Origin of the sequence: Vibrio sp. ED004 (genome assembly GCF_023206395.1) — a bacterium.
GTDB lineage: Bacteria > Pseudomonadota > Gammaproteobacteria > Enterobacterales > Vibrionaceae > Vibrio.
In genome coordinates, this window is the sequence record NZ_CP066150.1 from 561,139 (window position 1) to 583,556 (window position 22,418).

Annotated in this window: 16 protein-coding genes and 1 pseudogene; 9 read left to right on the plus strand and 8 right to left on the minus strand. The window is 44.8% G+C overall.

Annotation, left to right across the window (positions count from 1 at the left end; all coding sequences use genetic code 11):
• The first annotated feature begins 1 nt into the window (after position 1).
• Complete coding sequence (locus tag ITG10_RS20040) at positions 2-1,486, plus strand: DUF1566 domain-containing protein (RefSeq protein ID WP_017632958.1); 1,485 nt, start codon at positions 2-4, stop codon at positions 1,484-1,486.
• Between the two features lie 2 nt (positions 1,487-1,488).
• A complete protein-coding gene (locus ITG10_RS20045; RefSeq protein WP_017632957.1) occupies positions 1,489-2,046 on the plus strand; it encodes a DUF1566 domain-containing protein in 558 nt (185 codons plus the stop codon).
• Between the two features lie 29 nt (positions 2,047-2,075).
• On the opposite strand, the pseudogene ITG10_RS20050 reads toward ITG10_RS20045, so the two are convergent.
• Positions 2,076-3,270 (minus strand): annotated as a pseudogene (locus ITG10_RS20050) (ISL3 family transposase).
• A gap of 194 nt (positions 3,271-3,464) precedes the next feature.
• Positions 3,465-5,108, minus strand: coding sequence for a methyl-accepting chemotaxis protein (locus tag ITG10_RS20055; protein WP_017632261.1), 1,644 nt, complete (start codon positions 5,106-5,108; stop codon positions 3,465-3,467).
• Positions 5,109-5,576: 468 nt separating this feature from the next.
• On the opposite strand from ITG10_RS20055, the gene ITG10_RS20060 reads away from it, so the two are divergent.
• From ITG10_RS20060 to ITG10_RS20085, 6 genes are all read left to right on the plus strand, one after another.
• Entirely contained in the window at positions 5,577-6,398 is an 822-nt protein-coding gene (locus ITG10_RS20060) for a phosphate ABC transporter substrate-binding protein (protein WP_248387104.1), read from the plus strand.
• Between the two features lie 111 nt (positions 6,399-6,509).
• Positions 6,510-7,439, plus strand: a complete 930-nt coding sequence (pstC, locus tag ITG10_RS20065) for a phosphate ABC transporter permease subunit PstC (RefSeq protein ID WP_017632260.1) — start codon at positions 6,510-6,512, stop codon at positions 7,437-7,439.
• A 15-nt stretch (positions 7,440-7,454) separates the two neighbouring features.
• Positions 7,455-8,318: a phosphate ABC transporter permease PstA gene (gene pstA, locus ITG10_RS20070; RefSeq protein ID WP_017632259.1), complete on the plus strand. Its 864-nt coding sequence runs from the start codon at positions 7,455-7,457 to the stop codon at positions 8,316-8,318.
• A gap of 90 nt (positions 8,319-8,408) precedes the next feature.
• Positions 8,409-9,158 carry a phosphate ABC transporter ATP-binding protein PstB gene (pstB, locus tag ITG10_RS20075; protein ID WP_004732036.1) on the plus strand — a complete coding sequence of 250 codons (750 nt, stop codon included), beginning with the start codon at positions 8,409-8,411 and terminating at the stop codon, positions 9,156-9,158.
• 244 nt (positions 9,159-9,402) lie between these two features.
• Positions 9,403-10,596 (plus strand): ISL3 family transposase, encoded by a 1,194-nt coding sequence (locus ITG10_RS20080; RefSeq protein WP_248387105.1) that lies wholly within the window; start codon positions 9,403-9,405, stop codon positions 10,594-10,596.
• Between the two features lie 200 nt (positions 10,597-10,796).
• The gene (locus ITG10_RS20085) at positions 10,797-12,941 is read left to right on the plus strand and encodes a GGDEF domain-containing protein (protein WP_017633177.1); all 2,145 of its coding nucleotides are present in this window, start codon (positions 10,797-10,799) and stop codon (positions 12,939-12,941) included.
• A gap of 103 nt (positions 12,942-13,044) precedes the next feature.
• On the opposite strand, the gene ITG10_RS20090 is transcribed toward ITG10_RS20085, so the two are convergent.
• From ITG10_RS20090 to ITG10_RS20115, 6 genes are read right to left on the minus strand one after another with little or no spacing between them, the layout of a single operon-like run.
• Complete coding sequence (locus ITG10_RS20090) at positions 13,045-14,724, minus strand: BatD family protein (protein ID WP_017633178.1); 1,680 nt, start codon at positions 14,722-14,724, stop codon at positions 13,045-13,047.
• A gap of 2 nt (positions 14,725-14,726) precedes the next feature.
• Positions 14,727-16,664: a VWA domain-containing protein gene (locus ITG10_RS20095; protein WP_248387106.1), complete on the minus strand. Its 1,938-nt coding sequence runs from the start codon at positions 16,662-16,664 to the stop codon at positions 14,727-14,729.
• Positions 16,657-17,649, minus strand: coding sequence for a VWA domain-containing protein (locus tag ITG10_RS20100; RefSeq protein ID WP_017633179.1), 993 nt, complete (start codon positions 17,647-17,649; stop codon positions 16,657-16,659). Before ITG10_RS20100 ends, ITG10_RS20095 begins: the two co-directional genes overlap by 8 nt.
• A complete protein-coding gene (locus ITG10_RS20105) occupies positions 17,642-18,127 on the minus strand; it encodes a DUF4381 domain-containing protein (protein WP_017633180.1) in 486 nt (161 codons plus the stop codon). Before ITG10_RS20105 ends, ITG10_RS20100 begins: the two co-directional genes overlap by 8 nt.
• Positions 18,124-19,050: a DUF58 domain-containing protein gene (locus ITG10_RS20110; protein ID WP_248387107.1), complete on the minus strand. Its 927-nt coding sequence runs from the start codon at positions 19,048-19,050 to the stop codon at positions 18,124-18,126. The genes ITG10_RS20105 and ITG10_RS20110 overlap by 4 nt, the downstream gene beginning before the upstream one ends.
• A 10-nt stretch (positions 19,051-19,060) precedes the next feature.
• Positions 19,061-20,017: a MoxR family ATPase gene (locus ITG10_RS20115; protein ID WP_017633181.1), complete on the minus strand. Its 957-nt coding sequence runs from the start codon at positions 20,015-20,017 to the stop codon at positions 19,061-19,063.
• A gap of 458 nt (positions 20,018-20,475) precedes the next feature.
• Here ITG10_RS20115 and ITG10_RS20120 point away from each other — a divergent pair, with 458 nt between their 5' ends.
• Positions 20,476-22,392: a methyl-accepting chemotaxis protein gene (locus tag ITG10_RS20120; RefSeq protein ID WP_017633182.1), complete on the plus strand. Its 1,917-nt coding sequence runs from the start codon at positions 20,476-20,478 to the stop codon at positions 22,390-22,392.
• The last annotated feature ends 26 nt before the right edge of the window (positions 22,393-22,418 follow it).

The window sequence follows — 22,418 nt, forward strand, 5'->3', positions numbered from 1 at the left end:
TATGAAACCTCAATTGACTATTTTGGCCATCTCTTTGGCCCTAGCTGGCTGTGGTGGTTCGGGCGGTTCCGATACCTCTGCAACGGTAGCACCAACCTACACAGTTTCAGGTACTGTGACAGCACAGAATGTAGATTTACAAAGTAAGGTCTGTGCAGACATCAATCAAAACTACATGTGTGATAGTGGAGAGCCAAGTTCGACGGCTAACGCGAATGGCGAATTTAGTATTACCAGTACTAAGAAGTCGATTTTATCGGTTCCTTTATTAGCTCAAGTGGATACGGGGATTGCAGCCAATAACACGAGCGGTTCTGCATCTTCTTACGCTTATATTGCAGCTCCCGGTCTTCAAAAAAATACGGGAAATGAGATTAATGGTATTAGTTCATTGCTGGCGGGTTATGTTGCAGATGGGCTGACGGTTGCTGAGGCCAACAGCAAATTAAAAGCACAGCTTGCGAAAAGTGGTATCTCTATTTCTGGTGACATACAAGACGATTTATCTGCGTCTGAGCTCGCGAGTTTGGAGCAAAATATCGTATCAACAATCAAGGCGTTTAAGCACTCGAATCGTGCATTCATGCTGGCTCAGTTGAGTGCGAAATTTGATAAGAGTGCGGCTGATTATGTAAATGGCGTGCTCACAAATGATGAAGTTACCGCTTTTGCTAATTTCTTAGAAGGTGAATTGAAAGCTGCCACAGCATTGAATGATACTGGTGTTCTACGCTATTTCTCAGATATCGATGATACACAAAATGTCGCTGAGCCACAGAGTTCATTCCCAGGTCAAGATGTAGAATACGGCTTTGATAAAACAGAGCTGAATAGCAATACGGGCAATGGTTTCCAGTTTGCAAAGTTAGATTCAAGTGGTCAGGTGCTTGCTGATGATGCTGCACAGTGGTCTTGTGTCCTCGATCAACGCAGTGGCTTGATTTGGGAGTCAAAAACGGATGATGAAAACTCTGTTCAATATAAAGATCGGATCTTAGCGCTAGAGTTACCTGGATTAGTAACGCCTTACGATCAGGATGTTGATCTAGCGACGTGTAAAACGAAAGGTGATGCGATATGTACCACTCAAGATTACGTTGAGCATATCAACGCAATGAACTTATGCGGTAAGTCAGATTGGCGTTTACCAACGTTCCATGAGTTCTACAACTTGCTCGACTTCGGTGAAACGGAGATCAACTCAGATGGTGAAGTTTATGGTTTAACTTACAAGTACTTCCCGCATCAAACTCTTGGTATTGACTACACAACTTACACTGGTTCGGTGTGGACTCAATCCATTACTTATAGTCAATACACAAATAGCGCTGTCACGGGTGGCTTCTATTATAACGAGATTGGAAATCAGGGATCAGATAGAAGGGTTGTTGGTTCTATAGAGATCTATTCAGGTGATGTTGATTCTTCAGATAATTATGATTCGTACCAATTCCCAGTTCGTTTAGTTTCACTACAAGGTAAATAGATATGAAAAATTTACTCACTATCACTTTAATTGGCCTATTTTCTGCGGGTGCAATGGCACAAGAGTGCAGCTTAGATATGGAAAAATCGGCGCCGAGCACGCGTTATGTTGCGAATGATAATGGGACGTTTAGCGATGAACTGACAGGGTTAACTTGGATGCGTTGCCAACTGGGGAAAAGTTGGGATACAAAGACGTTAGCTTGTAGTGGGCCGGCTGAAACCTATCATTGGCAGAGTGCGCTTGCTATGGTCGAATCAATCAATGATCAGAGTGGCAGTCATGCGTTACATCAGTTCGGTGGTGAAAAAGAGTGGCGCATGCCAAACATCAAAGAATTAGTGTCATTAAAAGAAGTGGCTTGTCACTCTCCAGCAATGAGTCACAAGGTGTTTGGTGATACGTTTAACGTTGAAGCTGGAAACTTAGCCGTTTATATATGGAGTTCAACTCCTGCGAGTGATGGTCAAAGCGTGATGACGTTTGATTCGATTAATGGTGAGGTTTACCAGTACAACGCTGCGCAATACAAGTTTAGTGTTTTATTAGTTGCAGAGTGATTTAGTTCTTAAGACGTAAATAAAAAGGTTCATCGCGGCTTTCCGGGGAAAGCCGCTTTTATCTTCAAGAAGAAGTAGTCTGTATCTCGATATCCATACCCCATTCGCTTGATTAACTTTATTTTGTTGTTTATCCCTTCCAATGTGCAGGTGTTGAGCGGATAAGTTGCCGATGCAATAATACCGTGAAGATAAGGCCTCAGTTTTCGTGCAAACTCTTTCAATGGCTTAATTCCACTCTCTTGCACTTGTGCCCACCATACCTCCCAGAGCCCCTTAGCATGTGCTTCTGATTTACAGTACCAAAGCTCTTTGAGTTGTGAGCCGAGTATATAAGTGGCCATCAAGTCCTTATTGATATTCAATATTTCAGTAAGATAGCTATCTTGTCGTGCATTTAAATTACCTCTGTTTTTCAGCAGTACCCAGCGTGAGCGCTTCACCCATTGCCTCGCTTTTTTATCCTGCTTGAGTTTGTTAGCTTGGTCGACTCTGACTCTATCCATCACCTCACGACCGAACTTAGCAACAACATGGAATAAGTCGTAAACGATTTTTGCATTCGGGCAGTGCGCTTGAACTTCAAGGTCAAAAGCCGTATTCATGTCCATTGCGACCGCTTCGATATTGTTACCATGCTTGCCTAACTGCTCGAAAAACGGTCGTATGTCCTTGCGGCTACGACCTAACCCTATCCAAATGACTTGGTGAGTCTTAGCATCAGCGATGACTGTGGCATATCGGTGCCCTTTAAAGATGGCGAACCTCGTCCATGACGAGTTGCCTTAGCCCTTCCCATTTCACTGACGGTACCACTTGGCGAAGTCGACGTTTATCTATCTCTTTAATGGTGTGCCAATGAACGCTCGTTAACTGGGAGATATGCTTAATGGGAAGAAGAGGCAGTAGTTGTTCTATATAGCTTTTTAGACGCGTCGTTATACGAGCATAAGGCTCTAACCAAGATAGAAACTCTGTTTTTATGCCGCAGTCACGACACTTGATCCTTCGAGTTTGAACGGAAAGCTCAACAGGAACATTGAACAACATGGCCTCTTTCACATGACGCCATTGATACTCATGGATAGCCTCAGCTTCAAGACCGCAAAGGCATTTAGCCTCAGAATTAGGTTTAAGAGTTAGTGTAACAAGTGATGCTGTCTGGTGAGACTTTACTATTTTAAAGCCTTCCCAGAATGAAGATAGGAAAGTATGATTCGGCATGAAAACGGTAGTTTGTGTATGATTTTTGTTTGGCGACTAAACCATATCACTTACTACCGTTTTTTTGTTTTTAGTTCCCGCTAATCCGCGATGAACCAATAAAAAGGCCGTGGTTTTCCACGGCCTTTTAGGTTCTGGTATATAGGTCTTAACTTAGATCTTGAAGCTTAAACCTTAAACTTTGAAGCTGACACCTAAACCTTAAAATAGTCCAACTGCTGCTTTTGTTGCTCAGCTAGGTTAGATAGCTCGTGGCTTGCTGCTGCAGCTTGAGTGATACCGGTTACGTTCTGGCTTACCAAGCTGTAGATGTTTGAGATATTACGGTTGATGTCTGACGTTACTTGGCTTTGCTCTTCTGCCGCTGAGGCTACCTGAGTGTTAATCTCCGTCATGTCTGTTACTGAGTTAGCAATGCCGGAAAGGGCCGCGCTTACTTCCGCTGCCAGTGTTTGGTTGTGCTCTAGCATTGCTAGTGAGCTGCTCATGCTCTCGTTAGCGTTGCCAGATTGAACCTGCAAACCTTCAATAATGGTTTGGATCTCTTTGGTTGAATCTTGAGTGCGTGCTGCTAGCATTCGAACTTCATCGGCAACAACCGCGAAACCACGGCCACTTTCACCGGCACGCGCTGCTTCAATTGCTGCATTAAGCGCAAGCAGGTTGGTCTGTTCTGAGATGCTTTGAATCACCTCAATAACTTTACCAATTTGCTCTGATTGTTCTTTTAGCGTGCCGACAACGTTCGCTGCTTCGCTCAGTTGAACCGCCATTTGCTCGTTAGCTTGGTTGCTCTCATTAAACAGGCTCATGCTGTGTGTCGCCATTTCGTCAGCTTGCTTAGACGCCGAATCAGCTTGTACTGCGTTCTCGTTCACGTTTGCAGCTGTGCTTTCTAACTGGTTTACGGCAGAAGCGACTTGTTCCACTTCTTGCTTCTCTTGGTCTGAGTTAGCGCTTGATTGTGTCATTACTGCCGCCAGTTCTGTAGATGCAGAAGCGACTTCGATACTGATTCGAGACAATGAACTTACCGTGTCACGCAGTTGCTCAACGGATTTGTTTACGTCTTGGGCAAGGCGTGAAATCTCGTTATCACCATACTCTTCCGCTTTAACCAGTAGGTTACCTTTGGCTACTTCACGCATGGTTTCTTGAATATTGCTCAGCGGCTTAACAATGATACCTGCTAGCGTCCAGCTAATGACTAATGCGATAGAAAGAATCACTAACAGGGCAATGGTCGCCGTACCCAGTGTGCTGGTATGTTGTTGGCCATTGATGTCGACTTCTTGAATGGCAAGCAGGTTGAGCTTCTTAGAAAGTGTGTTGATTGCTTGCACCATGTCATTACCCGCGTGACGGTATTGATCGATGGCAACTTGGTAGCGAGCCTCAAAATCAGACGATAGCGCAGTATCGCCATGCTTTGCTTTTAATAGAGGCAGCATAGTGGTTCGAGAAAAGTCGACATAGTGATTCATCGCTTTGCTCATTGCGGCTACTTCATCTTGCATGCCTGGCACTGTGTCTAATGAATTCAGTAAACGAGTATTCTGGTCACGCTTTTCATTGAGCGTTGCAACCAGTGTCTTCACATCATCAGCATTGAATAGGCTGTAGATCGCTTTGATGCGCATGCCATAGCTGTTGTCGACGATTTCGCTGAGTTCTTCTTTATGTAGGATGAGTTGATCGGTTGCTGTTGATACGTCTTTAAAAGCGTTTTCCAGTTTGTCACCACCGATGATGACACCCGTCAAAAGTAATACGACAGAAAAGAGTACTGGAATGAGAATTTGTATTTTTATCGATAAGCCACTGAGAAGTTGGCGCATGTATTGTCCCTCTTTGAATAAGTAAATGAGCAGAAGCAATTGTTATTATTGTAATTAGCAGGTGATTCTAACTTCTGAGAATGACAATTCAATCAGTAATAGATTCGATTTTGATATATGCGATAGGTATTTGATAAATATTGAGTATTTATTGTGCAATCAAGGCTTTACCCTTGGTTTAAGTGGGGTATTTAATTCAGATAAGAGGCTGGTAGTCAGTAATGACAAGGGGTGGTGAGATATTAAGCGTTTTGGTCTGAAGACGTTGCAATTAATATTTTTCGCCTATGAATTCACTCGTTCTATTAGCTCAATGCTATTTAGTAAGGGAAAACCAAGAAAATAAATTGCAGTTGTCATATAGGCTTCAATTTAGTGAAACACAACTGTCACATTCAGATTCTAAAGTGGGCACCGTTCAAGCAAAACACAACATTACGGCAATAACGCCACTAAAGGAAATTTGTGATGAAAAAGACAGTTATCGGTGCAATCGCACTACTAGGCGCTCTAACAGTGAATACAGCTTCAGCTAAAGAAACTATCTCTGTAGTTGGCTCTAACAGTGCTTCTCCACTGGTTGAAGTTTTTGCAGAAACCTACATGAATAAAGGCGAACCAGTGTTCATCGAAATTCAAGCACCAGGTTCTTCTGCAGGCATCAAAGCAGCAAAAAATGGAAGTGCTGACCTTGGTATCTCTTCTCGTGACCTAAAAGAAGAAGAGAAAACAGCTGACCTGAAAGAGCTAGTTATCGCTCGTGACGGTATCGCAGTTGTTGTTAACCCGAACAACGAAGTATCTGCTCTAACTGCTGAGCAAATCACTTCAATCTACAAAGGCGACATCACTAACTGGAAAGATGTTGGCGGTGCTGACAAGCCAATCGTAGCAATCACTCGTGATACTGCATCTGGTACACGTGGTGCATTCGAAGACATCATGAAGCTTAAGAAGACAATTGGCGATAAGAAAGTATCGGCTATCTCTCAACGTGCACAAGTTGCAAACGGTAACGGCGCACTTAAAGTTTCTGTAGCAAGCAACCCATACGCTATCGGCTTTATCTCTCTAGGTACAGTTGACGAATCTGTTCAAGCTCTAACTATCGACGGCGCTGCTGCGACTGTAGACAACGTTAAGAACGGTTCTTACAAAGTTGCTCGTCCTTTCCTAGTTCTTTACAAAGCAGGCGCTCCAACAGCTGAAACTCAACAATTCCTAGATTGGATGGTTGCAGATGAAGCTCAAGCTATCGCTGACAAAAAAGGCTACATCACAGTTAACTAATCTTAACTGACCAACACTTAATTATTGCTCAGCCTAACTTAGGCTGAGCCTTTTCTTTCAACTTTGTCTATTTCGAGCTCTTGTTGAGCCACAAAGTTTGAGATTTTATATATGACCATCGCAAATAGTGAAAAGCTTATGAATACTGAAGCGACTCAAATCAACAAGCCAAGTCTACGTGCTAAGAAGCGCATCGACTGGAGAGAAAGAATCTTCCACGGCTTGTTCTTATCGAGTGCTGTAATCGGCATCGTATCACTAGCCGTTATCGCTTACTTTATCGTTGCAGAGAGTATCCCTGCATTCCAAGAGGCGGGTGTTTCTGGCATCGTTCTGGGTGTTGACTGGTTACCTCCAGCTCTATTCGGTGTTGCAACCATGATCGTTGCCTCGATCGTTTCGACACTTGGAGCTGTAGTTGTTGGTGTGCCGGTTGGTGTATTAACCGCTATTTTTATTGCTGAGATTGCTCCAAAGCGTCTGGCAGATATTATTCGACCAGCAGTTGAGCTTCTAGCTGGTATCCCGTCGGTAGTTTACGGCTTCTTCGGTCTGGTAATTATCGTTCCAATGATTCAGAACATTTTCCAAGTACCAGCCGGTAATACTATCCTGGCAGGTATCATTGTTCTGGGTATCATGATTCTTCCTACCGTTATCACGGTTTCTGAAACTTCGATTCGTGCTGTACCTCGTACATACAAAGAAGGTTCACTTGCACTGGGCGCTTCGAAAATCTACACAATTTTTAAGCTACTCGTTCCTGCTGCACGTTCAGGCATTATGACTGGTGTGATTTTGGGTATCGGTCGCGCACTTGGCGAAACGATGGCAATCATTATGGTTATGGGTAACGCTCCAGCAATGCCAGAAGGTATTTTGGACTCGGCTCGTACGCTAACAGCAAACATTGCTATTGAAATGTCTTACGCAAGTGGCGTTCACGCTAACGCACTGTACGCAACAGGTGTTGTACTTCTAGTGTTCATCATGATGTTAAATGGTGCTCTACTTTATCTTAACCGTGAAAAATCGAAGTAGGCGAGGATAAGTAATATGGATCTCGTAAAACTAAAACAAGCACGTCAAACCAAAGATAACATCCTGAAAGGTTTTATCTGGGCTGCAGCAGCTGTAACCGTTGGTTTCTTATTCTGGATTATTTGGTACATCCTATCGAACGGTCTGCAATACGTAGATTGGAACTTCATCACTGACGATTACACTCGTACTGGTGAAGAGCGTGGTATTTTCCCAATGATCATCGCCACGATCTACATGGTCATTGCATCGATTGCAGTCGCAGCGCCACTGGGCATCATGACGGCAATCTACCTAACAGAATATGCGAAAGTAGGTAGCCGATTGGTGAAAGTGATTCGATTCTGTACTGAGTCGCTCGCTGGTATCCCATCGATTATCTTTGGTCTGTTCGGTATGACTTTCTTTGTTTCGATTCTTGGCCTTGGCTTCTCGATTCTGTCGGGTGCATTAACGCTAAGTATCTTGATTCTTCCTGTAATCATCCGTACTACAGAAGAAGCATTGATGGCAGTACCACAAACTTACCGTGAAGGCTCATACGGCCTTGGCGCTTCAAAAATCTACACTATCTGGCGTTTGATCTTACCAAGCGCAATGCCAGGTATCTTAACTTCGGTCATTCTTAGTATTGGTCGTGTAATTGGCGAATCAGCACCTGTATTTTTAACAGCAGGTATGGTGGCACGTGTTCCTGAATCGGTATTCGATTCTGGCCGTACACTAACGGTTCACCTATATAAGCTGACAACAGAGCTATTTACTATCGATGAGTGGAACCAAGCCTACGGCACGGCGACTGTCCTAATCGTATTGGTTCTCTTGATCAACATGGTTACAAAACTGATTGCAAGACGCTTCAACACGGCAACTTACTAAGCACATTAGCTGGCTCAACAACAAAGAGAGCCTCCGTGATAAAGAAAGCATCAAGCTAGACACGAATTTAAGAATTTAGAGATTACGAAAATGAACAAATTTGATATTGAGAACCTAGATCTGTTTTATGGCGACAACCAAGCGCTTAAATCTATCAACCTGCCAATTCCAACTCGTCAGGTTACAGCACTGATTGGCCCATCTGGTTGTGGTAAGTCAACGCTACTACGTTGCTTGAACCGCATGAATGACCTAATTGAAGGCGTTACTATCAAAGGTAAGCTGGATATGGATGGCACAAACATCTACGGCAATATTGATGTGGCTGACCTACGTATCCGTGTAGGCATGGTATTCCAAAAGCCAAACCCATTCCCAATGAGCATCTACGAGAACGTGGCTTACGGCTTACGTGCTCAAGGTATCAAAGACAAGAAGCACATTGATGAAGTAGTAGAAAGCTCACTGCGCAGTGCGGCACTTTGGGACGAAGTAAAAGACCGTCTTAAAGCACACGCATTTGGTTTGTCTGGTGGTCAGCAACAGCGTCTATGTATCGCTCGTACCATTGCAATGGAACCGGATGTAATCCTAATGGATGAACCAACATCGGCTCTAGACCCAATCGCGACACACAAGATTGAAGAACTGATGGAAGACCTGAAGAAAGACTTCACTATCGTTATCGTAACGCACTCAATGCAGCAAGCGCGTCGTATTTCAGACCGTACTGCTTTCTTCCTAATGGGAGAGCTTGTAGAGCACAACGAAACGAGTGTTATCTTCAGTGAGCCAAAAGATGATCGTACTAAAGGTTACGTAAACGGTGACTTTGGTTAATTGATTATTCAAGTGCTGTGTTTGGCCCTTTAGCAAAACCAGCACGCTAACTGATACGCAGGTTAGATAATCGAATAGATCGACAGAATTATCACTATAACTATAAGCGATGGAAGTTTTGCCCCACTTTAGGTGGGGCTTTTTTATGGTTCATCGCGGATTAGCGGGAACTAAAAACAAAAAAACGGTAGTAAGTGATATGGTTTAGTCGCCAAACAAAAATCATACACAAACTACCGTTTTCATGCCGAATCATACTTTCCTATCTTCATTCTGGGAAGGCTTTAAAATAGTAAAGTCTCACCAGACAGCATCACTTGTTACACTAACTCTTAAACCTAATTCTGAGGCTAAATGCCTTTGCGGTCTTGAAGCTGAGGCTATCCATGAGTATCAATGGCGTCATGTGAAAGAGGCCATGTTGTTCAATGTTCCTGTTGAGCTTTCCGTTCAAACTCGAAGGATCAAGTGTCGTGACTGCGGCATAAAAACAGAGTTTCTATCTTGGTTAGAGCCTTATGCTCGTATAACGACGCGTCTAAAAAGCTATATAGAACAACTACTGCCTCTTCTTCCCATTAAGCATATCTCCCAGTTAACGAGCGTTCATTGGCACACCATTAAAGAGATAGATAAACGTCGACTTCGCCAAGTGGTACCGTCAGTGAAATGGGAAGGGCTAAGGCAACTCGTCATGGACAGGTTCGCCATCTTTAAAGGGCACCGATATGCCACAGTCATCGCTGATGCTAAGACTCACCAAGTCATTTGGATAGGGTTAGGTCGTAGCCGCAAGGACATACGACCGTTTTTCGAGCAGTTAGGCAAGCATGGTAACAATATCGAAGCGGTCGCAATGGACATGAATACGGCTTTTGACCTTGAAGTTCAAGCGCACTGCCCGAATGCAAAAATCGTTTACGACTTATTCCATGTTGTTGCTAAGTTCGGTCGTGAGGTGATGGATAGAGTCAGAGTCGACCAAGCTAACAAACTCAAGCAGGATAAAAAAGCGAGGCAATGGGTGAAGCGCTCACGCTGGGTACTGCTGAAAAACAGAGGTAATTTAAATGCACGACAAGATAGCTATCTTACTGAAATATTGAATATCAATAAGGACTTGATGGCCACTTATATACTCGGCTCACAACTCAAAGAGCTTTGGTACTGTAAATCAGAAGCACATGCTAAGGGGCTCTGGGAGGTATGGTGGGCACAAGTGCAAGAGAGTGGAATTAAGCCATTGAAAGAGTTTGCACGAAAACTGAGGCCTTATCTTCACGGTATTATTGCATCGGCAACTTATCCGCTCAACACCTGCACATTGGAAGGGATAAACAACAAAATAAAGTTAATCAAGCGAATGGGGTATGGATATCGAGATACAGACTACTTCTCCTTGAAGATAAAAGCGGCTTTCCCCGGAAAGCCGCGATGAACCTTTTTTATGCCTTTAAAAAAGTCCCAATGTCGATGAAATTTTGGGCAGGAAATCCCATTTTTGTAGTCCTTCTCATGCTTGTGATAATGTAAAAAGTGAAATTGCGACCCGCTTAACATCTCATTTTTAGATACATTGATTGCATATCAAGGCTTCTGTATTTTTGCTGTATTCTCAATAGCCAATGGACGGAAGCTGTGCCTGTAAAAGCCTTTGCAAAACAAATATCTGCTACGCGCGATCACCGTTTGTTGGCAGAGTCTCTTTTCGACTACTTAGCTAAGATGCTTGTTCCTAAAGGGGTTGGGATATTTGCTGAGCCAATTCCGGAAAGCGATTCGTTACCCTTGTTTTGTCATGGCGAATTAACCTCTCTTGAGAATTACCCCTCTACATTTTGGCCTTGGGTTTCACAGTTTGATACCGCAGACGGCGTGTTACCTATGGCAATCAATACCTGTAATTGGGAACACATGAAAGTGCTGGGTGGGGAGTCGTTCATCATGATGCTCGACAACGCGCCTGCCTGTAGAACTTATTTAATTGTTCAAAATTGCAATGCTGAGAAGGTAAATCAAACCTTCGACCAAGATCTTGATGTCTTACAGCTCGCGGCTGCCCGTTGGCAATGTATTCGTGCCGAAAAAAATGCGGCCCTTGAGATAAAGCACCGAGACACACGCGAAGCACAGTACCTTGATGAGATAAAGTTACGAGAGCTGTTTGTTGAGAACATGAAACTGGTTCATCAAGTCGCGTTAGAGCTTTCTAACCCTGAATCATTAGATGCCTTGTACAAGGCTTCGGTTGAAGCTGTCCGTGACCGTTTAGGTTTTGATCGTGCGATCTTCATGTTGCTCGATATGAAAAAGCGTTGCTTCAGCGGCACCTATGGCACTGATGAAGCGGGTAAAACAAACAGCGAGCATCATACTCAATACGACTTGCATCAACTTGAAGCCGAATACATTGAAGCACTGTCCGATAACCATACCAATCTCGTCATTATCGAGAACGCGCCCCTATACACAGAAGGGAAGGTCGTTGGGCAAGGCTGGAACGGTATGCTTATCTTGCGTGAAGGGGACAAACCTGTCGGTTGGATCGCCATGGATAACTACATCCATCGTTCTCCCATTACCAATTATCAAAAGCAGATGCTTGAGTCTTTTGGCTCTCTGCTTTCTCAGATCTACATCCGTAAGCGTCAAGAGCAGAACATACGCATGTTGCATTCGAGCATGGTGGAGCTGTCTCGCTGTGACAGCGTCAGTGAAGTTTGTAAGTCCGCGGTCAGTTTTGCTATTCAGCACTTAGGCATTGATCGATTAGCGGTGTTCCTCACTGATAAAAACTGTAGCTACATGCAAGGTACGTGGGGCACAGACATTAAAGGCGATATTGTCGATGAGTCTTATTATCGCTCAGAGCTGGTGGAGCGAGACATTGTAGCCGCAGCGCGTGCTTGCCCTAACCAAGTGGCGTTTGAAGAATCAGTCCCTATTTATCACGATTTTAATATTGTTGGCGTCGGTTGGACTGCAATGACCATGCTCACTACAAACACGGGTGAGCCGATTGCGTTTATCGCAGCCGATAACCTGTTAACTCGCAGTCCTTTAACCTCACAGCTTCGTGAAGTAATTCGTATCTTTGCTTCAAGCCTTGCTGAGGTGCTGCAAAGAACCATGGCTCAAGAAGAGTTGAAAAAGCTCAATGAAACTCTGGAGCAGGAAGTCAGTAAGCGCACTCAAGAGCTAGAGTTGGCCAATGAGCAATTGGATATCATTTCTAAACTAGACCCTCTGACACGACTTGGAAATCGTCGTATGTTGTCGCAAGTCTTAGAAGATTTGAACTGCGACGATCAAGGTGCTTTTGCCACACAACATGAAATTACATTTGGGTTGATCCTAGTCGATTTAGACCATTTTGGTTTGTACAACAGCGTCTATGGGCATACTGAAGGTGACGCGGCTCTGCGAACCATCGGCAAGATACTTAATGCACATGTTTATAGTGATAAGGAAACCTTCTGTCGTATTGGGGGAGAAGAGTTTATGTTGTTGATGATCGGCACTAATCACTCTGAAACGAAGCAGCGTGCCGAGTCTATTAGAAAGTGCATAGAAGAGGCGAAGATCCTTCACTGCGAAAGTAGCACTAGCCCATATTTAACTGCATCGGTTGGGTATGCTTCGATAACTTCTGACCAACACCAGTTCGATTTTGACCTGCTTTATGGCAAGGCAGATAAAGCCCTATATCAAGCCAAAGACTCGGGGCGAAATAGAATTGTCTCAGCCTTAAAGCGAAAAAAGGTCGCAGTTTCAATTTCCTAGTTCGGTATGATTTCTTTTTATCGTAAAAACGAACAAAGCCGTGATGCTCACAAGGTGGTCATCACGGCTTCTTTTCTTCTACCAAATTAGACTTTTCTATTAACTAAAGTGTTTCTAGTGAGCTTTTTCGCGTTTTGCTAGAGACTCGCTTTGGCTTCTTAACTGCTTTGATTGCCTCAGAAGGATCCCATGACGGGTTTGTCGAGCCAGTTTCACCATAAAGGCTTTGGTTTAGCTTGCCTAGCTCAGCTTCAACGGCTTCTAACGTCTCATCACTCAAGTCTGGGTTTTCAGCTTTCCATTGCTCAAACAAGGTTCTGGTCTTCACGCCATCTTTCGTTTTAAGAGCTTCAATAAGCGCTTCTGTTGTATCTGATTGACGTTCAACAGTGTGTGTTGGTTTTGTCGTTACACCACGGCGTGACCAGAAGTAGAAAGCCATTGCTGAGCTAACCAACCATAAAACAGCAAACAGAGCGGTGAGATAAGGCCAGAATCCTGGGTTATCAACAGTCACAACCGTCGGGTTTACTTGTTGGGCTGGTGGTGCTGTAACTGGTGGTGTGCTAGACGTCGCACGGTCACTTGCTTTTACCGCTAACTCTAGTCCAAATGCTTTACTGGTTTGCTTCGATTGTGAATCGGTGTTGAACCAAGCTTGAGAGACCTTCGGAAGCGAGATATTTCCAGCTTCTTTCGGGATCAATACCTGCTTGTAAACCACCACAGCATCGCCTGACTGCGTTGTGCCAAATTGCGGCTTTTCTTCATATACACGAACCGATTTAGGGTAGGTGATATTCAGCTTCGGCAGTTGGTGCTGGGTTAGGTTGCTAGCCGTCATAGTAATGGTACGAGTTAACGAATCACCCGCTTCCATTTCAATGGTTTGCTTGTCGCTTTCTAAACCATTGTTACTGGTTAGCTCGTTACCTTGGCTATCAGACCATTTTTGAATCAACTTGAAGTTCGATGTTGGTAACCACTCACCTTGGTAGCCTTTTGGCACCTCTTTGACGGTTACATCTAGGGTTTCAACGGGAGTGTCGAGTTGAAACAATCGTGTTGTGCTTGAGTTGTTGGTCGAATAGACAACAGCTCCAGTCAGCTTCGGTCCGTTCAGCTTAAACTGTCCGGCCTTTTGTGACGAGATGCGGAAAGACTGTTGAACGACCGTCACTTCTTGTCCATTAAGGACATCTTGAAATTGCTTTGATTCACCAATAGGTTCCACGTCTAAGCCCTGTGAGCTCGGTGGCGCTATTTTAGGATCTTGCAGCCTTCTTGGGTCAGCTTTAATGATGAGTTTTACATCAAGTTCAGCGACTTCTTGTGGATATAGCGAGTCTTTACTCAGATTAAGCTGGAACTCAGCCATATCATGTTGAGTGGGTGCAGCTTCATTAACGGCAACATTGATGGTGATTGGCTTAGTTTTCGCGCCTTCAATATCGAAGCTAGGAATCTGAACCTTGCCCAAACGAAGAGGTGCAAGGCTGATGTTCCATTCACTTGACACCGAACGGCTACCATTGACGATTCGCATCGACGTGCCAAAGCTTGGTGTGCCGACATAGAAATCCTGTTGGAGCGCCGTTAAATCTAAAGCATCAGAAGAGACTTTTTCATCGGTCGCGACTCTAAGTAGGAATACTTGATCTTTGGTGACATTGTTTTGTGAAACGCTCGCTACGGCAGTCGCCGCCAATGCAGAAAAGGACGAGAAAGCGCCCAACAGCAGCGTTAGGAATATGGATAAAAATGGCTTGTTAAGAAATCGCATGGTTACCACTTTTTGTTTTGGTTGTTAGGGGCACTTTTTTGTCGTGCTTGTAAAATCATTTGCGCTTTAAGCAGCTGGCTTGGGTCACGGGCGCTTTCTACTTGCTCAAGTTTTCGCATATCTGGGTCACTTGATAGCGGTTGCCCTGAGGTTTGTGCTACAGCTTGTTGAGCATCTTCTTCACCTTTTTCGCTTGAAGCTTGCTGTGCACTCGCACTTTGAGGTGTTGATTCATCTTGATCTCGTTCCTCTGACTGCTCGGCTTTGCTTGGTTGTTTAGACTGAGCTGTTTGCTCGCCTTCTTGTTCACCTGCATTTGCATCCGGTTGGTTTTTGGCTTGCCCTTGGTTTGCGCTTTCAGCTTGGTCGTCTGTTGGGTTCTGTGATTTTTCACCGCTTGCAGATCTTTGCTGTTGATCCGACGAGTCTTGAGAAGAATCATTTTGCTGACCTTGCTGACCTTGCTGACCTTGCTGACCTTGCTGACCTTGCTGACCTTGCTGACCTTGCTGACTCTGCTGGTCTTGGTCTTTTTGATCTTTGGATTCAGAATCACCTTGCTGTTGCTGTTGCTGTTGCTGTTGCTGTTGCTGTTGCTGTTGCTGTTGCTGTTGGGCTTGTTTGACGATCTCTAGATTCTTCTTGGCATAGGCATGCTCAGGGTTGTTTTCTAAAATGCGTTGATATTCTTCTATTGCTTGATCGTACTTGCCTTGTTGCGCTTGTGCATTCGCAAGGTTGTAGCGAGCATCTTCGCCAGTCAAACCTTGCAGTGTCTGCTCTGCAGCTTCGAAGTCTCTCGCTTTGTATTGTGAGATGCCTTTCCACTCCTGTTGTTGGAACTGCTCTGCAGCTTGTTGGAAGTCTTCATCTTGATAAAGCTGATAACCCACCTGGTCGTCGGTTTTCCACGGATTCGCAAACGCAGTATTCGGTTGGCTGAACGACAAAACCACAGCTAACCCGCACCAAATAACCCCTTTCCTGAACAGCCCAAGTGCAGGGAGTAATAGGAACGGCAGTAACCAAAAGCCATTGTTGACTCTGGTGTTGAGTGAGTTATTGGTCTTGGTCACTTCAGAGGTTGTGGCAACACGGTCAAGATAACTCGCAATGTGTTCAACATCTGAGTTATCAAATTGAACCTCAGTGAACGTGCCACCATAACTGCGAGTAAGGTCTCGCATGTTCTCTAAGTGGGTTCTCGCGACCACGGTTTGCCCTGAGTCGGTTTGCAGCATTGAGCCTGTTGGCAAAGAGATGGGTGCGCCACTTTCAGTGCCTACCGCTAAAATAGATAGCGTCCAATTGCTCCCAGATAGAAGCGAGTCGATCTCTTTCTTCTCTTGGTCATCGATATCATCAGCAATCAATACCAAGTCACCTTGATAGATCTTCGCGCGAGTCATCATCTCAATCGCAAGCTTAACCGCAGCGGGAGCGTTACTGCCTTGGTAAGGCATGATATCCGGGGAGAGATTCGGCACTTGGCTCTTGATGGTGTTGATGTCTGACGTAAGCGGACTAATGGTGTAAGCATCGCCAGCGTACGCGACCATCCCTGTTAAGCCTTCTTTCCACAACGAAAGCAGGTCAAGTGCTTTGTATCGCGCTTGAGTCAGGCGATTTGGTTTTATGTCGGTAGCGTATAGAGACATCGACATGTCCATCATCACAACTCGCGCCTGCGTTTTTTCAAAGCTCGGCTGTTCATTGTTTTGAAAGCTTGGTCCGGCTAGTGCAATAACACCGACTAACCACCAAATACCAAAGTAAGTGCTGCGGTCTTTCGATGGCTTACTTGATTCTGGCGCCAAGTATCGAGCGATATGAGACGCCAATAACCCTTGCTTAGATTGCTTCTTGCTAAGCCACCAAATAGCGGGCAGGGCAGCAAGTGCCAACAACCAATATGGGTAGATAAAAGTAAAGTTAGACATTGTTTCTCCTAATGGCTAACAGCATAAATGCGAAGAACATAGCAGTAGACAAAGGCCATACGAACCACTCTTGTTGTGGTCGCCAAACCTTAGTGGCATTTGTTACGGGTTCTAACTGGTTGATGGTGTCGTAAATGGTCGCCAGCTCTTTACTGTCACGCGCTCGGAAGTATTGACCGCCTGTGCGTTTCGCAATTTCCATTAGCGTGCGTTCATCCAAATCTTGAGCCGTGTTTACTTTGCGAGTCATGAAGAACTCTTTAACCATCATTTCGTCTGCGCCAACACCGACGGTGTATATGGTCGCGTTGTATTTCTTGGCAATGTCTGCAGCCTCTAATGGATCTAATACCCCAGCGGTATTACTGCCGTCACTGAGTAGCACCATCACACGTTGAGGCGCATCGCTATCAACAAAGGTCTTGGTCGCAAGGCCAATGCCATCGCCAATCGCAGTTTGATTACCGATTAGTCTCAGTACTGCTTGATTGAGTTGTTGTGACAATGTGTCTCTGTCTAATGTCAGCGGTGTTTGTAAATACGCATGATCGGCAAAGAGTACCAACCCAACTCGGTCGCCTTTTCGGCGCTCAATAAAGTCACTCAACACATGTTTGACTGCCGATAAGCGGTCGATGTATTCGCCATTGAACTGCATGTCCTCTTGGCTCATCGAATAAGAGAGGTCGACAACCAACATCAAGTCACGGTGCTTCGGTTGAAACTCCACCGGTTCGCCATACCAAACGGGGCGTGCGAGTGCTGTCACCAATAAAAGCCAGATAATTACGGACAACGCCTTTGGCAAGCGAGTGCTTGGCGTTTTGGTATTACTGTCCTCTGGCAGAAATGGAAGCTTGAGGGCGCTGCTTGATTCTGCTTTAGGCGAGAATAAGTAAATGAGAAACGGCAGTGGTGCGAGGAAAAACATCCACCACCAAACGAATTCAATATTTAGTAAGCTCGTGTTTAAAAGATCAGTCATGGTTACCTCGCTTTGGAGGAAGGGCTTTACGAAGCCATGTTTCGCAGTCATCAACCAATTTCTGCTGAACCTTGCGCTGATCGTCATTCATTGAAGTTGGATCTTGATAGAGCGACTGTTGCCACTGAGATTGTTTTTCTACAAACAACGGCTTTTTTAGTTGTGCGTCTAAGAATTTCAACCAATCATCACCCGCTAGACCTGCTACTTTCTCACGTGGGAAGTAGCTCAATGCTGCTTGACGAAGGATGTGTTGTGCTTCGCTAGGTGATAAGCGCTTTGAAGGCTGATTATTGTTGAAGTAAGACAGCGCTTCTTGCTTCGCCTGTTGATTGTTTATTCTGCGTTTTAGAATAAAAAACACCAAGGCAATCAGGATAATGGCTGTGATAATTACGGCCCACCAACCCCATGCTAAAGGCCACCATGTTGGTGCGTCTGGCGCAATAACAGGGCTTAAATCTAAGGGCTGATTCATGACTGAGCTCCTGATATCTGGCTCATCAATGGCTGCGCACTCGACAGCGAGCTATAGGGTATCGCGAGAGATAATCCCATCTGTTGTAGCTGTTGCTGCTTGGCCGAGAAGGCGTGGTTGAGCTTTTCCTTTTCTTTATTTGAGGAGAAGTTGAACCACTGTGTTTTACTGCCATCAGTGACTTGTTTCGAGCCTTTATAGGTCGTTTGACCTTGCTCTAGCGGGTCGTAAAAATGCACTAGACGTACTCGGTTGTGTCTGCGAATTTGACTGATAAGTGAGTAATCACTTTCTTGGTAACGCACAAAATCACTGAGCATAATAATATCGCTTCCTTTAGGGCAAAGCTGGTGCAGAGATTTCAGTCCATGCTCTAAGGTTGTGTCACTATGATTTTCGTGTTCAATCAGTGCTGCATTATTGATTTCTATGACTTTTTGTAAAATACGCAGCGGAGCATGGTTACTTGCACTGGGTTTAATCTCAATGATCTCTTTGCCCGTATCAATCACAGCACCAATTCGGTCTTTTTGAGCTACGGTTAACCAGCACAGTTGGCTAGCAAAGTGGGCAAGTTGAACCGATTTTAGCAATAAGGTTGAGCCGAAAATCATGCTGCTTGATAGGTCCAAGAACAAAATGACAGGCTGTTCTCTTTCTTCAGAGAACAGTTTGGTATGCGCCTTGCCCGTCCTAGCAGTCACGCGCCAATCAATGCTGCGAATGTCATCGCCCGCTTGGTACTGACGAACTTCTGAGAAATTCATTCCGCGTCCTTTGCGGTTGCTCTCATGTTGGCCATTAAGCTGTGACCAGAGGCTTTTTGCCGGAGGCAACCATCGAACAGACTGCGCCTTGTATTGCAGCAGCTCATCCAGATTCAGCATCACGCCGTCACTGTGGTTTGGTAGTTGATTATTCATGCGCGTATCCCTATGCGCTACCAACCAGTGAAATAAGGTGTGCGATCACTTGGTTTGCAGTGACACCTTCAGCTTGTGCGTGGTAGCTACGAAGTAGGCGGTGACGCAGTACAGGGAATGCCATCGCTTGAACGTCTTGTGGAGTAACATAATCTCGGCCAGCAAGCCAAGCGTGCGCACGAGCGCAGCGGTCTAGGGCAATCGTTGCACGCGGGCTAACACCCATATCTAGCCATTGATCCAGTTGGTCGCTGTACTGTTTAGGTTGGCGAGTCGCCATTACCAATCTGATGATGTACTGCTCAATTGTATCTGCCATGTGAATATTGAGCACTTCTTGGCGCGCTTCAAAGATCGTTTGCTGAGATATCTCTTGTGGCTGAACCGATTCGTTGCCTTGAGCTTCACCACGGTTGAGTCGCAGGATCTCAAGTTCACTCTCCATATCTGGGTATTCAACTTCTAGATGCAGTAAGAAACGGTCTAGCTGGGCTTCTGGCAGTGGGTATGTGCCTTCTTGCTCAATTGGGTTTTGTGTTGCCATGACTAAAAACAGTTCCGGCAGAGCATAGGTTTTTCGACCTGCAGTGACTTGTTTTTCAGCCATCGCTTCTAACATCGCGGCTTGTACTTTCGCCGGAGCACGGTTGATCTCATCCGCTAGAATTAGTGAGTTAAAAATCGGGCCAGATTGGAAGGTAAACTCTCCAGTCTCTGGTCGGAAAATATCGGTACCCGTTAAGTCTGCAGGCAGTAGATCCGGCGTAAATTGAATGCGGTGGAAATCCCCCTCAACGCAATCAGCCAGTGACTTTACGGCGCGAGTTTTTGCTAAACCGGGAGGTCCTTCAACAAGGATATGACCATCCGCCAACAGGGCGATCATCAGCTGTTTAACGAGCTCTTGCTGACCAATGATTTGAGACTCTAAATAGTTTTGAAGGACTTCGAAATTTGTTTTGTGCATTTTGGACTCTCTGGGTATCCATTTGATTTTTATTTTGAGTATTGGTCACTTATCCGTAGCAAAAAGTTCCAGTACATCTGCGTAATTTATTTTTTCAAATTTGGAATGATTTACAAGTAGTTAGATAAAAGCACCACTCGATTATGATTTTTACCATATCAACTGGTTTTTACATACTAAAGCTCAAAAGGAGGGGGCTCGTGAGAATTAGGTGAAATCTCAATGCTCAGATAATAAAAACAAATACCAAACCTCCCTGCATTTGCTTGGTTAATAATACCTCCAGCTAAGTTAATTCGGTTGTTACATCACATTTGCAATTTTTTGAGAGAAAAGTCTCTAGTTTTATTGGTTGTGGTCGATACATAACTTAGATTGTGCACTTCTGATTGGAGTGCACTAAAAAAGTCCTGTTCAGGGTACACAAATAACGAGCGATTCTTTTTGAAGGTCCAAATATGTTGAAAACTAACTCTCTGAGTATTAAGCAAAAGGTTGTACTTGGTATTACTTTTGCGGTTCTTGCCTCTACGGTCATTGTTGGCGCGATGGCGCAGCAACAAGCAAGAGATGTCTTGAGTCACCGATTGGTTGATATTGAACTTCCTGGGATGCTTGAGCGAATCAATGGTGAAATTGACCGTGAAGTCTCTCAATTGTTGTTAGCGGCGGAGCAAATTGCGTCAAACGAATTCATCTCTGATGCGATTGAATCGACAGAACGTGACCCTGCATTAGAGAACAAGTTAGTTAAACAACTGAACAACGTTCGTAACCAATATCAGTTAAACGATGCTTCAGTAGCGAACCGTCAAACGGCTTACTACTGGAACCAAAATGGTTTCCTACGTCAGTTAAACCAACAACAAGATGGCTGGTTCTTTGGCTTTACGCAGTCTGGACAGCCAACCATGGTGAGTATGTTCCAAGAAGCCAATGGTGAAGTGAAAATGTTCGCTAACTACCAACAGCCTTCTGGTTTAGCGATGTCTGGTCTATCAAAATCGATGGACGACATGGTGAGCCTACTGAACGGTTTCAAGATTGAAAATACTGGTTTTGTATTTTTAACGGATAGCCAAGGTGATGTACAAATTCACCGCGAACGCTCGCGCAGTGACTCTTCACTTCAACAACTTTATGGCCCTCAATCAAGCCAGCTTTTGAACAAGTCTGGCTTCAACCTGATTACCACAGAAAGCCAAGGCCAAGAGTTGTTCGTGGCAAGTTTATACGTGTCGTCGATGGACTGGTTTGTTATTGGTGTAGTACCAACAGGCGAAGTATTTGCTGAGCTAGATGAGACTGCACAAAAGATGCTGATCATGACTGCGGTTGTAGCGCTAGTGTTCATCCTAATGGGCGTAGTACTAGCAAACAGCATTACTCAGCCGATTAAACTACTGGCTAAACGCTTTGGTGACCTAGGCGAAGGTGATGGTGACCTTGCACAACGTATCGAAGTGAAAGGCAACGATGAAATCGCGCAGCTTTCAAAAGGATTCAACGGATTCATTGAAAAGATTCACGAGTCGATGAAAGAGGTATGTTCAACAAGCCAAGCGCTTCAAGTGGCAGCAGAGAGCGTTTCTAACAAAGCGCACATCACCCACGACAACAGCCAAGAGCAACGTGATCAAACCCTTCAAGTAGTGGCGGCAATCAACCAAATGGGCATGACCATCAGTGAGATTGCATCAAACGCGGCAACAGCAGCAGAAACAGCAACACAAGCTTCGGGTAATACTGAAGTAGGTCGTTCTGTTGTGAACAAAGCAAAAGACGCGATCAGCCGTTTAGCTCAAGACATTGAAAGTACAGGGCAAGTGGTTGAGCAGCTTGCTTCAACAACGCAAGACATTGGCTCTATTCTGGGTGTTATTCGTGATATTTCAGAGCAAACTAACTTGCTTGCACTGAACGCTGCGATTGAAGCCGCACGTGCCGGTGAGCAAGGTCGTGGTTTTGCCGTAGTAGCAGATGAAGTACGTAACCTAGCAAGCCGCACTGCAGATTCAACGGAAGAGATTCAGAAGATGATCAACCAACTGCAAAGCGATGCGAAAGATGCGGTAACGGCAATGAGTGCAGGTAAGGTTATTACCCTTGAGGGTGTATCTGCATCGGATGAAGCGGTAGACGTACTGGGTGGTATCTCAGACCGTATCGTTGATATTACCGACCGTAATACGCAAGTTGCTACGGCAACGGAAGAGCAATCGACTGTAGTTCACACCATCAACCAAAACATTGAAGAGATCAACGCGATCAACGAAGTGACGACAGGTACCGCTGAGCAACTTGCAGAAGCAAGCCAAGAGCTTCGAGACCTATCTTCTCGTCTGGATAAGATGGTTGGTTCATTCAAGCTTTAATGTCTTTAAACTTTAATATCTTTAAG

Bases quoted from the DNA above. Each gene is read 5' to 3' on its own strand.
- ITG10_RS20040 (WP_017632958.1), top strand. From the start codon at position 2: ATGAAACCTCAATTGACTATTTTGGCCATCTCTTTGGCCCTAGCTGGC.
- ITG10_RS20090 (WP_017633178.1), bottom strand. From the start codon at position 14,724: ATGCGATTTCTTAACAAGCCATTTTTATCCATATTCCTAACGCTGCTG.
- pstC (WP_017632260.1), top strand. From the start codon at position 6,510: ATGACCATCGCAAATAGTGAAAAGCTTATGAATACTGAAGCGACTCAA.
- pstA (WP_017632259.1), top strand. From the start codon at position 7,455: ATGGATCTCGTAAAACTAAAACAAGCACGTCAAACCAAAGATAACATC.
- ITG10_RS20080 (WP_248387105.1), top strand. From the start codon at position 9,403: ATGCCGAATCATACTTTCCTATCTTCATTCTGGGAAGGCTTTAAAATA.
- pstB (WP_004732036.1), top strand. From the start codon at position 8,409: ATGAACAAATTTGATATTGAGAACCTAGATCTGTTTTATGGCGACAAC.
- ITG10_RS20060 (WP_248387104.1), top strand. From the start codon at position 5,577: ATGAAAAAGACAGTTATCGGTGCAATCGCACTACTAGGCGCTCTAACA.
- ITG10_RS20045 (WP_017632957.1), top strand. From the start codon at position 1,489: ATGAAAAATTTACTCACTATCACTTTAATTGGCCTATTTTCTGCGGGT.
- ITG10_RS20100 (WP_017633179.1), bottom strand. From the start codon at position 17,649: ATGACTGATCTTTTAAACACGAGCTTACTAAATATTGAATTCGTTTGG.
- ITG10_RS20055 (WP_017632261.1), bottom strand. From the start codon at position 5,108: ATGCGCCAACTTCTCAGTGGCTTATCGATAAAAATACAAATTCTCATT.
- ITG10_RS20095 (WP_248387106.1), bottom strand. From the start codon at position 16,664: ATGTCTAACTTTACTTTTATCTACCCATATTGGTTGTTGGCACTTGCT.
- ITG10_RS20110 (WP_248387107.1), bottom strand. From the start codon at position 19,050: ATGAATAATCAACTACCAAACCACAGTGACGGCGTGATGCTGAATCTG.
- ITG10_RS20120 (WP_017633182.1), top strand. From the start codon at position 20,476: ATGTTGAAAACTAACTCTCTGAGTATTAAGCAAAAGGTTGTACTTGGT.
- ITG10_RS20115 (WP_017633181.1), bottom strand. From the start codon at position 20,017: ATGCACAAAACAAATTTCGAAGTCCTTCAAAACTATTTAGAGTCTCAA.
- ITG10_RS20105 (WP_017633180.1), bottom strand. From the start codon at position 18,127: ATGAATCAGCCCTTAGATTTAAGCCCTGTTATTGCGCCAGACGCACCA.